The organism is Plantibacter sp. VKM Ac-2885 (assembly GCF_015351205.1).
GTDB lineage: Bacteria > Actinomycetota > Actinomycetes > Actinomycetales > Microbacteriaceae > Plantibacter > Plantibacter auratus.
The window spans coordinates 2,171,680-2,183,472 of the sequence record NZ_JADKSK010000001.1; the positions used below are offsets into that span (position 1 = coordinate 2,171,680).

Here is an 11,793-nt window from a genome sequence, read left to right on the forward strand (position 1 = left end):
CCACACACCCCGACCTGGAGGACCACCCGTGACCGCAGACGCTTCCCCGAACACCCGGATCGACATGCTCTACCTGAGCGAACCGGAGGTCATCGCCGCCGGCATGAAGGACATGGCCCACTGCATGGAGGTCATGGAGGAGGTGTTGGTGCTCGTCGCGAAGGGTGACTACCGGATGGCCGGCCCGACCGCCAACTCGCACGGAGCACCGATCGGGTTCCCCGCCACCTCACCGTTCCCCGGCATGCCGCTCGACGCCGCCGACCGTCGGTTCATGGCGATGCCCGCCTACCTCGGCGGACGCTTCGACACCGCCGGCGTCAAGTGGTACGGGTCGAACGTCGACAACCGCGAGCGGGGCCTCCCGCGCTCCATCCACCTCATCGTGCTCAACGACAAGGACACCGGCGCGCCCTACGCGATCATGTCCGGCAACCTCGAGAGCGCCTACCGCACTGCTGCCGTGCCGGGAGCCGCCGCGAAGCTCCTGGCACCGGTGGACGCGAAGTCACTCGGCATCATCGGGCCCGGCGCCATGAACAAGAGCGCCCTGCACGCCATGACCACCGCCCGCCCCTCGCTCGACACCATCCGCATCCACGGGCGCCGACGGTCGACCTCCGAGGCGTTCGCCGACTACGTCCGCGAGCACTACCCGCAGTTCACGACGATCGAGATCGCCGAGACGGTCGAGGCCGCTGTGCGCGACTCGGACATCGTCTCCGAAGCCGTCACCGGCCTGGTCGGCTCGGAGAACTACCCGTTCATCGACGGCGACTGGATCAAGCCGGGCGCCTTCCTGAGCCTGCCCGCCAACCTGCGTATGGACAAGGAGTACACCCTCTCCGGCAAGGCGCGCCTCATCGCGGACGCGAAGAAGATCTACGAGGCGTGGGCCGAGGAGTACCCGGCACCGTCGCACGAGACCGCGTTCGGCATGATCGGCCTCTACTGGCAGGACCTCATCGGGACCGGTGAACTCGACGAGTCCCGCGTGGTCAACATCGGAGACGTCTTCGACGGGAACGCCGTCGGGCGCGAGTTCCCCGAGCAGCCGGTGCTCTTCAGCGTCGGTGGGATGGGCGTCGAGGACGTCGCGTGGGCGAAGACGATCTACGAGAACGCCGTCGAGCAGGGGATCGGCACGAAGCTCAACCTCTGGGAAGCCCCCGACCTGGCCTGACCGCCGTCCGGCACCGAGCACCGACACCTGTTCCACCCGAACCCGACGCTGTGGCCGCCCGGCCGCTGTGCACCTCGAACGATGGAGTGATTTGTGGACGCTGGAAACGTCGCCTGGATCCTGACGAGCTCGGCGCTCGTCGCCCTCATGATCCCGGCCCTGGCTCTGTTCTACGGCGGGATGGTCTCGTCCCGCCGCATCCTCAACATGATGATCATGTGCTTCGGCGGGGCCAGCCTCGTCGCGCTGCTCTGGGTGGCCTTCGGGTACTCGCTCGTCTTCGGTGACTCCGTCGGCGGGCTCGGACTCATCGGGAACCCGTTCGAGTTCGCGGGGCTCGACCAGGCACTCGTCGACGACCCCGATGCCGGCATTCCCCTCGCACTCTTCGCGGCGTTCCAACTGCTGTTCGCCGGGGTGACGACGGCACTCGTCGCCGGCGCGGCCGCCGGTCGCATGAAGTACGGCGCCTGGTTGTTGTTCGCCGGGCTCTGGGCGACGCTCGTGTACTTCCCGGTCGCGCACTGGGTGTTCGCCTTCTCGAACGACACGGCGACCGGTGGATGGATCGCGAACACCCTCGGTGCCGTCGACTTCGCCGGCGGGACGGCCGTGCACATGAACGCCGGCGTCGCGGCGCTCGCACTGGCCCTCGTGCTCGGGAAGAGCAAGGACTGGGGCGGCAAGCTCCGTCCGCACAACCGCCCGCTCGTCCTCGTCGGCGCCGGGTTGCTCTGGATCGGGTGGTACGGCTTCAACGCCGGCTCGGCGCTGGCAGCCGGCAATGCGGCGAGCGTCGTGTTCCTCAACACCACCGTCGCCGCCTGTGCCGGGCTCATCGGCTGGTCCATCGTCGACCGGCTCCGCCACGGAGCGGTCACGAGCCTCGGCAGCGCATCGGGGATCATCGCCGCCCTCGTGGCGATCACCCCCGCCTGCGGTGCCGTCTCGCCCATCGGTGCCATCATCATCGGGGCCATCGCGGGCGTCGTCTGCTGCCTCGCCATCGAGTGGAAGTTCCGGCTCGGCTTCGACGACTCCCTCGACGTCGTCGGGGTCCACCTCGTCGGAGGCATCATCGGGACGCTCCTCATCGGGGTGTTCGCGACGGATGCGGCTCCGAACGGACGTTCGGGTCTGCTGTACGGCGGCGGATTCGAACTGCTCGGCGTGCAGACGATCGCGACCGTCGCGGTCCTCGCCTACTCGTTCATCGTCACCTGGGTGATCGCGAAGCTGATCCAGATCACCATCGGTCTGCGGATCCCCGAGGAGCACGAGGTCGCCGGGATCGACGAGCACGCGCACGCCGAGCGCGCCTACGAGGACGAAGACCTGGAAGCACGCGCATGACGAGCGTCATCGTCGTCGGAGCCGGGCTCGCAGGTGCTGCGGCGGCCTGGCGCCTCGCCCAGGCCGGGCACGACGTCACCGTCCTCGAGCGGAGTCGCCCGGCCAACGAGTGGGGATCGTCCCACGGATCGGCCCGGATCTTCCGCTACGCCTACCCGGAGGCGTCCTACACTCGTCTCGTCCTCGCGGCGGCATCAGGGTGGGACGAGCTCGGCCTGGAGCACGGGCGTCCACTGATCACGCCGACGGGGGCGCTCGACTTCGGGACGACCCGTCGCCCGGAGCACCTCGCGTCGGTGCTGGCCGAGCACGGCATCGATCACGAGCTGCTCTCCCGAGACGAAGCCAGAGCCCGTTGGGACATCGGCTTCGACACGCCCACCCTGTGGCATCCGGGAGCCGGCGTGATCGACGCGGAGCAGGCGGTGATGGCGATGCTCGAATCCGCCGTCCGCGCCGGGGCCACGGTTCTGAACGATCAGCCGGTCGAGCGGGTCGAGCGGACTGCCACCGGGTACCGGGTGCTCGGGTATGGGGGGAGGGCGTTCGATGCGGAGCAGGTGGTGGTCGCTGCCGGGGGCTGGCTTCCGGACCTCCTCAGCGTACTCGCGTTGCCAGGCGGGTTCCTCGACGCGTTCCCGGCCCTCGAGGTCCGTCAGGAGCAGGCGTACCACTTCCCGTACAGGGACCGACTCGGCGTCGCTTCGGAAGACCCGGCGCGACCTGGACCCGTGTGGCCCACCTTCATCCACAAGTCCGAGCGGATGCAGGCCTACGGGCTCCCCGGTGGGCGCGACGCCGAGTGGCGTGGTCAGAAGGTCGCCGAGTACAACGGTGGCAGGCGCATCCCCTCGGCCGCCGGTCATGACGGCGTCGTCGACGACGCGAACCGCCGACGGGTCGTCGCCTACGTCCGCGAGTTCCTCCCGAGCCTCGTCCCGGAACCGTACGCCGAGACGACCTGCCTGTTCACGAACACCCCGACGGAGGACTTCGTCATCGACCGGGTCGACGGGATCACGGTCCTGGCGCCCTGCTCCGGCCACGGTGCCAAGTTCGCCCCGCTCATCGGCGAATACGCCCTCGCGCTGATCGAGGGCCGAGACGATGTGCCGGCGATGTTCCGGCCGAGCCTGGCAGCGGTCCGGTGACCCGCGACACCGTGGTCTCGCTCCTAGACGAGATCGCGGGGATCGGTCGGGATCAGCGTCGGGGAGGCTACTCGAGGCCTGTCTATTCCGCGGCTGAACTCGAGCTGCGGGAGTGGTTCGTCGGTCAGGCCGAGCGCCGTGGCCTCGACGTGGACATCGACGGGAACGGGGTCATCCGTGCCTGGTGGCATGCGCCATCACGTTCGACGGCGGGTGCGGTGGTCACCGGGAGCCATCTCGACTCGGTGCCGGGCGGTGGCGCCTACGACGGACCACTCGGGATCGCATCGGCGCTGGTCGCTATCGATCACCTGCGCTCGCGTGGCGTCGAGCCGACCAAGCCGATCGTCGTCGCCGTCTTCCCCGAGGAGGAAGGCTCGCGCTTCGGCGTCGCATGCCTCGGCTTGCGGCTCCTCACCGGTGCGATCAGTCCGGAGCGGGCGCTGGCCCTGCGCGACGTGGAGGGCGACACGTTCGCCGAGGTCCTCGCACGCAATGGTGTCGATCCGCGGGGTGTGGGGCCCGATCCGGCCGGGCTCGGAGCGATCGACGCGTTCGTCGAGCTCCACGTCGAGCAGGGGCGGGCGCTGGTCGACCTCGATCGCCCGGTCGCGATCGGCTCGAGCATCCTCGGGCATGGACGGTGGCGGGTGTCGATCCGCGGTGAAGGAAACCATGCGGGCACGACGCTCATGCACGATCGACGGGACCCGCTCGTCGCGGCTGCGCGGATGATCACCGAGATCCGCACGATCGGGCGGGCCACGCCGGACGCTCGGGCGACCGTCGGTCGGGTGCTCCCGTTGCCGGGAGGCACGAACGTGATCGCGTCGAGCGTGGACTTCTGGATCGACGTCCGTCATCCCGACGACGTCGTGACCGCCGCGATCGTGGCGAGGATCACCGAACGCCTGTCGCTCGTCGCAGCGGAGGAGGGTTGCGTGGCCGCGATCACCGAGGAGTCGTTCAGCGCCACGACCGACTTCGACCCGTTCCTCCGCGGGCATCTCGAACGGATGCTGCCGGAGGCGCCTGTGCTCGGTACCGGAGCGGGGCACGACGCCGGAGTGCTCGCGTCGCACGTGCCGACCGCGATGCTCTTCGTCCGGAACCCGACCGGCGTCTCCCATTCGCCGGAGGAGCGCGCCGAGGACGCCGACGCCGAGGCCGGCGCCGTGGCACTCGCGGACGTCCTGGAGGGACTGGCGGTCGGCGTCGGGACCACCTGAGCAGGAGCCACCGGCCTCGTTTGATCCGACCGATGTCAGCCGGCCGTGTGAGACTCGACCTCGTGCACGAGAACGGATCCACGACCATCGACGCGGTGTGCTGGGACTGGAACGGCACGCTCCTCGACGACGTCGAGGTGGCGCTTGCCGCGATGAACACCGTTCTCCGGCAGCGCGGTCTTGCCGAGATTTCCGACCAGGAGGCGTATCGGGCGGTGTTCGGCTTCCCCATCCGGGCCTTCTACGCCCGGCTCGGTGTCGATGCAGCCGACTTCCTGGAGGCGGCCGACGAATACCTCGCGCTGTTCGCGGCCGGTGTGGGAGCGGCGTCGCTCCAACCGCAGGCCCGCGCGACCCTTGCGGCCATCGACGTGCTCGGCGTCGAGCAGGTCCTCATCTCGGCGACCCCAGAGGTCACCCTCGAGCGTCAGCTGGCTCCCCACGCGCTGCACGGTCATTTCGCACACGTCCACGGCATCACCGATGTCTATGCGGCGTCGAAGGAGCATGTCGTGACCGCGTGGTTGGAGGACTCGGGCCATGATCCCCGGCGCGTGTTGATGGTCGGCGACACCAATCATGACGAGGAGATCGCCGAAGCGCTCCAGGTGCGGTTCCTGCGATTCGACGGTGGTCACCAGGACGCGCCTTCGCATCGACGTCACCCGGTCATCAGCAGCCTCGGCGAGATCGTCGGCAGTCTCACCCCGTCGCCGGAGGCACTGCGAGACCTCCGCCGACGATGAAGCAGGCAGGCCCCGTCGACGGCAACGCGCCGTCCGAATGACAGTCGCAGACCGCGAGGTCGGAGGCCCATCATGGCCTCAGTGGTGGAGTCCGTGGACGACGGCGTGCCCCTTGCCGCGGCCGATCAGCCAACGGTTGACCGGTGTGGTGACGATGAAGGCCAGGGCGAGAGCGGCGACGAGGGAGCCCCAGAAGAGGCCGCTGGTGAGGCCGGCTTCCATCGCTCCGGGGATGGCGAGCATCGCGGTGTTGTCGATGATCTCCATGACCGCGATCGACACGGTGTCCGCCGCCAGGGCGACACCGATGGCGGCGCGCCAGGACAGTCCCGCGCGGCGCACGCCGCGCATCGTGAGCGCGTAGCCGAAGACGAAGGCCAGTGCGATCGAGAGCACCACGGTCCCGAGATTGTGCAGTCCGAGGCCGGTGCCGATCACCATGCCCAGCACTTCGCCGATGGCACATCCGGTGAGGCAGTGGAGGGTGGCGGTGGCGGCCATCCGCCAGGAGGTCGCATTGTCGGCTGCTGGGCCGTGGTGGTGGTGGTGGTGGGTCTGGTCGCTCATGAGCACTCCTCCGGTTCGTCCAAGAGGTCGAACGATACCCCTCGGGGGTATATTCCGGAGTGCTGGTCCGCTCACACGGGCATCGACGCCGACTCAGGACGTGAGCGCCTCGTCGACCACGGCGAAGACCTCGGGATCCCAGGTGAGCGCGCGCTCCCACGGGAGGTCGAAGGCGTCGGCGAAGAAGATGCTGTGGACGTCGTCCTCGAAGGAACGGCGGACCACGCGGGGGAGCACGTCGACCGGGACGTCGTCGGCTCGGGCGCTTCGCAGGGCCACCAGACCGTCGTGTGGCCACAGCTGCCGGGGTTCGGCTGCCGTGTGGAAGTGACCCGCCCCGACTGCGGTGACGGCGACGCCATCGAGGAAGCCGGCCTGCGTCGTGTTCCACTCGCGCAGGAACCGGCGTGAGACCTCGTCGGCAGCGCCCTGGGAGTTCTCGGCGGCATAGCTGCTCGAGCGCTCGAGGATCGTCGTGGTTCCCTCGTCGCCGTGGGCGTCGTGGACCGAGACCTCACCGGTGAGCACGTCGCCGAGGAGCGATCCCTCCCATGGTGTGCCGAGGGTGACGAGGCGGCCGATCGACGGGTCGGAACCGCGCAACTCGCGGATCGCGGCACGAGAGAAGAGACCGCCCATGGAGTGGGCGACGAGGTCGACGCTCGCGAAGCCGTGTTCGTCGGACAGCCACCGCAGGAACGCGGCCAGGCTCGTCCCGCCGGCGTCGATCCCACCGACGGCGTTGACGGTCACCTCGGCGGGCAGCACGATCGGGACGTCGGCGAACCCCTGCCAACCCGCGTCCTCGTGCACCTCCCCGGCACCGATCCGTGCCGGCGCGGTGAAGACCGGGATCTCCCGCCCGAGCAGGTGCGCACGCAGCGCGGTGAGGGTGTTCCCGGCGGCGAGGCCGGAGCCGGCGGCATGGTCCGGACCCGTGAACGGGGTCACGGCCGCACCTCCTGACACGAGGACGATCGCATCGGCCATGGTGCTCCTTCCGGCTGGCTACGACGTCAGCGTACTGGTCGGGCGAGGTCGATCCGCAGTGCGTTGCGACGCACGTCGTCGATCGCGGTCGCGACCGCACCCTGCGCCACCATGTCGGCACCGAGTTCCGACGCGACGAGCAAGGGAGGTTCCGCGCTCATGTAGCCGGGGATGCGCTCCGACGCGACCTCGAGCAGCTGCGACATCGACGGAGCGATCCCGCCGGCGAACACGATGCGCTCGACGTCGAGCAACCCGCCCAGGATGGCGCTCATCCGCGCGATGCGATCACCCATCCGGCGCACCAGGTCGAGCGCGACCGTGTCGCCATGGTCCGCCGCAGCGAGGACCGACTGCGCATCCACCTGCGCGACCGGTATATGGCTGAGCGGGCTGCTCTCCGGGAGCCCGCCGCTCTCGCGGTACTCGCGACCCCAGTCGCGCAGGAGTGCGGCGATGCCTCGCGACGAACCGACGCCGTCGACGAGGTCGAGGAGGTGCAGCTCGCCCGCCCGGCCGCGACCGCGGACGAGTCGACCGTCGACGACGTATCCGGCTCCGAGCCGCTCGCCGGTGACCACCGTGATGTAGGAGTCGACGCCGACGCCGGCGCCGATCGCACCCTCGGCGACGGCGGCGAGGTTCGCGTCGTTGTCGGTGACGACCGCGCAGCCGTGGTCGCGGATGCGCTCACCGAGCCGAGGGTTCATGCGGTCCCAGAAGACGTTGCCCTCGGGTGACCGCCCGAGTGCGTCGATGGGGGCCGGGACGCCGAGCACGATGCAGAGCGGCGGTTTCGGCCCGCACTGCCGCAGGGCCTCGTCGATCGCCGCGTCGACGGCGTCGACCCGTGCCTCAGGGGTGGCCGCCGGATCGACGGTGTGGTGCGACCTCGCGAGTTCCCGACCGCGCAGGTCTGCAGCGATGGCGGTGATGGAGTGGGCTCCGGCGTCGACACCGACGACGATCCCGGCGTCGATGCGCAGCTCGTAGCGACGGGCGGGGCGACCTTTCCGATAGGCGGCACCGGCCTGACGTGCGTCGTCGAGCTCCGTCAGCCAACCCAGTCCGATGAGTTCGTCGGAGAGCGTGATCGCCGTCGATCGTGACAACCCGGTGGCGGTGATGACGTCGGCCGCGGTGAACGCGGACGTCGCCCAGGCGTGATCGAGGACGGCGGTGATGCTGGAAGAGCGCGGCTCCGCTGCCCGCTCCGTCGTCGTCGCTTCCATGACCGACAACGATATCCACGATCCGCAGACCGCGCGCGGATGCCGAGCCGGGGAGGCGCTGCACCGTGCGCAGAACCGTGAACGATCACGGCGTCCGGCCCGTGGATGTCGTGATGGAACCGGTGCTTGACCAGACGCCGAACGGATGGCAGAGTTTCCGTCATCAGTTGATTTACTCTCTGTATTTAGTCAGCGGATCCATCGAGGGTTCCGCGGAAGGACAACGATGTCGAACCCACTGAAACGCGCGATACGCGCCACGGCCGGAGTGGCGGGTGTGGCGCTCCTGGCCAGCGTCCTCGTCGGTTGCTCGAGTGATGGCCGGGAGACCATCCACTTCACGTTCAGCAAGCGTGAGGCGTTCACCTTCATGAACCAGGCCGTCGCGGACTACAACGCCTCGCAGCAGCAGTACGAGGTCGTCATGGACACCTCGGGGCCCGATCCGCTCGCGGCGAGCTTCGTCCGTGGCAACCCGCCGGACCTCATGCTCTCGAACTACAACCACGAGGTGTCGCGTTTCGTCGAACGGTGCGCGCTCTCCGACCTGTCCGACACGACAGCGGCGGCGTCCATCCGCGACGACCTCCAGCCGTTGCTCGACCAGTACGGCGTCTGCGAGGGACGCACGAGTGCGCTGCCCTACTCGGTGATGGCCGCTTCCGTCATCTACAACAAGACGATCTTCGCCGAGTACGGCCTCGAGGTGCCGACGACGTGGAGTGAACTCATCGCCGTCTCCGACACGCTGAAGGCGGCCGGCGTGGCGCCGTTCTACGCGACGTTCGCCGATGCCTGGACCGCCAACCAGGGCTGGTTCGACTACTCGGTCGGTGGCGCCGTCGACATCCCGGACTTCTACGACCGGCTCGCGGAGGAAGGCACCGAGGTGGGACCGGATGCTCCGGTCTCGTTCGAGAAGGACTTGCTGGAGCCCATCGAGAAGATGCAGCTGCTCGCCAAGGAGTACACGCAGGCTGATGCGCCGAGTCGCACCTACGACGCCGGCAATGTCGCCTTCGCCGAGGGCAAGGGCGCCATGTACCTGCAGGGCCCGTGGGCGTTCAGCCAGATCGCACTCACCGCACCCGATCTCGACCTCGGGACCTTCCCGCTGCCGATGACCGAAGACCCGAAGGACCTCAAGGTCCGGGTGAACCTCGACCTCGTCACCATCATCCCCGAGGAGGCGAAGAACCCGGAGGGTGCCCGTGACTTCCTCGAGTACCTCTTCCAGCCGGAGATCATCCAGGCGTACAACGAGTCGCAGCTCGGGTTCGTCCCGACGGACGACGGCAAGGCTCCCGACGACCCGCGCGTCGCGGGCATGATCCCGTACTACGACGCCGGCGCGTTCTACCAGGGGCCGGGCGTGCTCAACCCCCGCGCCATCCCGACCGAGAACTACGCGCAGTCGCTGGTCCTCGGCACCGACGCGGCGTCGATGCTCCGCACCATGGACGCGGACTGGGCACGACTCGCGTTCCGACAGCCGCCCGTCGCGAGCAAGGAGGGTTCCGAATGAGCGCCACCACATCGATCGTGACCGGGGGCAACCCGAAGGTCCGACGCAGCACCAAACGGGTCGAACCGATCTACTACTTCTTCCTGTTCCCAGCCGTCATCCTGTTCACGCTCGCGATCACGCTCCCCGGCGTCGTCGGCATCTTCTTCAGCTTCACCGACTCCATCGGGATCGGCGACTGGGAGTTCATCGGCTTCACGAACTACATCGCCGCGTTCAGCGATCCGGCCATCCTCACGAGCTTCCTCTTCACCTTCGGGTTCTCGCTCGTGACGGTCATCGCGGTGAACGTCATCGCGTTCCTACTCGCGGTCGGCCTGACCGCGAAGATCCGCTTCAAGATGGGACTTCGCGGGATCTTCGTCATCCCGATGGTCATCTCGGGCATCATCATCGCCTACGTGTTCCAGTTCCTCTTCATGAACTCGGTACCGGCCGCCGGCTCGGCGCTCGGGATCCCGTTCCTCGAGACGAGCATCCTCTCCAACCCGGACCTCGCCTGGCTCGGCATCGTGATCGTGACGGCCTGGCAGTCGATCCCCGGCACGCTGCTCATCTACATCGCGGGTCTCCTCGCAGTCCCCGGCGACGTCTACGAGGCGGCGTCGCTCGACGGCGCGAACAAGCGCCAGCAGCTGCTGCGGATCACCCTGCCGCTGGTGATGGGATACGTCGTGATCAACGTGATCCTCGGCTTCAAGAACTACCTGAACGCCTACGACATCATCGTCGGCCTGACCAACGGTGGCCCGGGCACCTCCACGCGGAGCATCTCGATGACGATCATCCGCGGGTTCCAGACGGGTGACTATGCCTACCAGATGGCCACGGCCACCCTGTTCTTCATCATCACGATCATCATCGCCCTCGTGCAACTCTCGGCGACGCGCGGAAGGAACGCACTCTGATGGCCACGCCAACCGTGCTCAGCACCCAGTCCATCACCACGGCGAACGCCACCCCGAAGCAGCGGACCAGGGGAGAGCGGGTGAGCTGGTCGACGACGATCATCCTGCTGCTCTGCGCCGTGACCGTCCTGCTGCCGCTCTACGTGACGATCTCGATGGCGTTCAAGACCGACACCCAGTCGGTCGACGGCAACGCCTTCTCGCTCCCGGCGCCGTTCAGCATCGACGGCTTCGTCCAGGCGTGGACGCTGACGAAATTCCCGGTCGGCTTCGCGATGTCGCTGCTCGTCACCGCAGGGACCGTCGTCGCGACGATCATCCTGGCCTCCTTCGCCGCGTACGCCATCGTGCGCAACTGGGATCGCCGACTGTTCCGCTTCTCGTTCTTCTACCTGCTCGCCGCGATGTTCATCCCGTTCCCGGTCGTCGCCCTCCCACAGATCCAGCTGACCGGTCGCGTCGGACTCGACAACCCGTTCGGGGTGATCATCCTCGCCACGATGTTCCAGCTGAGTTTCAGCGTGCTGCTGTTCACGGCGTTCCTGCGATCGATCCCGATCGAACTCGAGGAGAGTGCGCGCATCGACGGTGCGAGCACCTGGCAGACGTTCTGGAGGCTGATCTTCCCGCTCCTGGCTCCCATGAGCGCCACGGTCGGCATCTTCGCGTTCCTCTACGCCTGGAATGACTTCATGATGCCGTCGCTGATCATCTCGGACGCGGGACTCCAGACCCTTCCGGTGCGGCAGAACCTCTTCCAGACCCAGTTCAGCAGCAACTACAACGTCGCCTTCGCCTCGTACCTGATGGCGATGGCCCCCGCGATCATCGCCTACCTGTTCGCGCAGCGTTGGGTGATGTCGGGCGTCACCCAGGGTGCCGTCAAGGGGTGACCCGTCCGACCGACGG

At 68.2% G+C, this 11,793-nt stretch carries 11 protein-coding genes; 8 read left to right on the top strand and 3 right to left on the bottom strand.

All coding sequences use genetic code 11. The features are described from left to right. Positions 1-28 precede the first annotated feature (28 nt). From ITJ66_RS10435 to ITJ66_RS10455, 5 genes are all read left to right on the top strand, one after another. Positions 29-1,183 carry a tyramine oxidase subunit B gene (locus ITJ66_RS10435; protein ID WP_240043873.1) on the top strand — a complete coding sequence of 385 codons (1,155 nt, stop codon included), beginning with the start codon at positions 29-31 and terminating at the stop codon, positions 1,181-1,183. Between the two features lie 93 nt (positions 1,184-1,276). Continuing rightward, positions 1,277-2,536 carry an ammonium transporter gene (locus ITJ66_RS10440; RefSeq protein WP_086473388.1) on the top strand — a complete coding sequence of 420 codons (1,260 nt, stop codon included), beginning with the start codon at positions 1,277-1,279 and terminating at the stop codon, positions 2,534-2,536. Next, the gene (locus tag ITJ66_RS10445; protein ID WP_194644539.1) at positions 2,533-3,687 is read left to right on the top strand and encodes an FAD-dependent oxidoreductase; all 1,155 of its coding nucleotides are present in this window, start codon (positions 2,533-2,535) and stop codon (positions 3,685-3,687) included. Before ITJ66_RS10440 ends, ITJ66_RS10445 begins: the two co-directional genes overlap by 4 nt. Then, positions 3,684-4,916, top strand: a complete 1,233-nt coding sequence (locus tag ITJ66_RS10450) for an allantoate amidohydrolase (RefSeq protein WP_194644540.1) — start codon at positions 3,684-3,686, stop codon at positions 4,914-4,916. The genes ITJ66_RS10445 and ITJ66_RS10450 overlap by 4 nt, the downstream gene beginning before the upstream one ends. A 62-nt stretch (positions 4,917-4,978) precedes the next feature. Further along, positions 4,979-5,662 carry an HAD hydrolase-like protein gene (locus ITJ66_RS10455; protein WP_194644541.1) on the top strand — a complete coding sequence of 228 codons (684 nt, stop codon included), beginning with the start codon at positions 4,979-4,981 and terminating at the stop codon, positions 5,660-5,662. Between the two features lie 78 nt (positions 5,663-5,740). Here the strand turns inward: ITJ66_RS10455 and ITJ66_RS10460 are convergent, their stop codons facing one another. The 3 genes from ITJ66_RS10460 to ITJ66_RS10470 form a co-directional block, all read right to left on the bottom strand. Then, positions 5,741-6,229: a DUF4396 domain-containing protein gene (locus ITJ66_RS10460; RefSeq protein WP_194644542.1), complete on the bottom strand. Its 489-nt coding sequence runs from the start codon at positions 6,227-6,229 to the stop codon at positions 5,741-5,743. A gap of 93 nt (positions 6,230-6,322) precedes the next feature. Beyond that, the gene (locus ITJ66_RS10465; protein WP_194644543.1) at positions 6,323-7,219 is read right to left on the bottom strand and encodes a triacylglycerol lipase; all 897 of its coding nucleotides are present in this window, start codon (positions 7,217-7,219) and stop codon (positions 6,323-6,325) included. Between the two features lie 26 nt (positions 7,220-7,245). Next, positions 7,246-8,451, bottom strand: coding sequence for an ROK family protein (locus tag ITJ66_RS10470; RefSeq protein ID WP_194644544.1), 1,206 nt, complete (start codon positions 8,449-8,451; stop codon positions 7,246-7,248). A 226-nt stretch (positions 8,452-8,677) separates the two neighbouring features. Between ITJ66_RS10470 and ITJ66_RS10475 the strand changes: the two genes are divergently transcribed. From ITJ66_RS10475 to ITJ66_RS10485, 3 genes are read left to right on the top strand one after another with little or no spacing between them, the layout of a single operon-like run. Next, complete coding sequence (locus ITJ66_RS10475; RefSeq protein WP_194644545.1) at positions 8,678-9,976, top strand: ABC transporter substrate-binding protein; 1,299 nt, start codon at positions 8,678-8,680, stop codon at positions 9,974-9,976. Continuing rightward, positions 9,973-10,884, top strand: coding sequence for a carbohydrate ABC transporter permease (locus ITJ66_RS10480; RefSeq protein ID WP_079002413.1), 912 nt, complete (start codon positions 9,973-9,975; stop codon positions 10,882-10,884). Before ITJ66_RS10475 ends, ITJ66_RS10480 begins: the two co-directional genes overlap by 4 nt. Continuing rightward, positions 10,884-11,777, top strand: a complete 894-nt coding sequence (locus ITJ66_RS10485) for a carbohydrate ABC transporter permease (RefSeq protein WP_085510777.1) — start codon at positions 10,884-10,886, stop codon at positions 11,775-11,777. Before ITJ66_RS10480 ends, ITJ66_RS10485 begins: the two co-directional genes overlap by 1 nt. Positions 11,778-11,793 lie beyond the last annotated feature (16 nt).

Bases quoted from the DNA above. Each gene is read 5' to 3' on its own strand.
- ITJ66_RS10445 (WP_194644539.1), top strand. From the start codon at position 2,533: ATGACGAGCGTCATCGTCGTCGGAGCCGGGCTCGCAGGTGCTGCGGCG.
- ITJ66_RS10460 (WP_194644542.1), bottom strand. From the start codon at position 6,229: ATGAGCGACCAGACCCACCACCACCACCACCACGGCCCAGCAGCCGAC.
- ITJ66_RS10465 (WP_194644543.1), bottom strand. From the start codon at position 7,219: ATGGCCGATGCGATCGTCCTCGTGTCAGGAGGTGCGGCCGTGACCCCG.
- ITJ66_RS10470 (WP_194644544.1), bottom strand. From the start codon at position 8,451: ATGGAAGCGACGACGACGGAGCGGGCAGCGGAGCCGCGCTCTTCCAGC.
- ITJ66_RS10475 (WP_194644545.1), top strand. From the start codon at position 8,678: ATGTCGAACCCACTGAAACGCGCGATACGCGCCACGGCCGGAGTGGCG.
- ITJ66_RS10480 (WP_079002413.1), top strand. From the start codon at position 9,973: ATGAGCGCCACCACATCGATCGTGACCGGGGGCAACCCGAAGGTCCGA.
- ITJ66_RS10485 (WP_085510777.1), top strand. From the start codon at position 10,884: ATGGCCACGCCAACCGTGCTCAGCACCCAGTCCATCACCACGGCGAAC.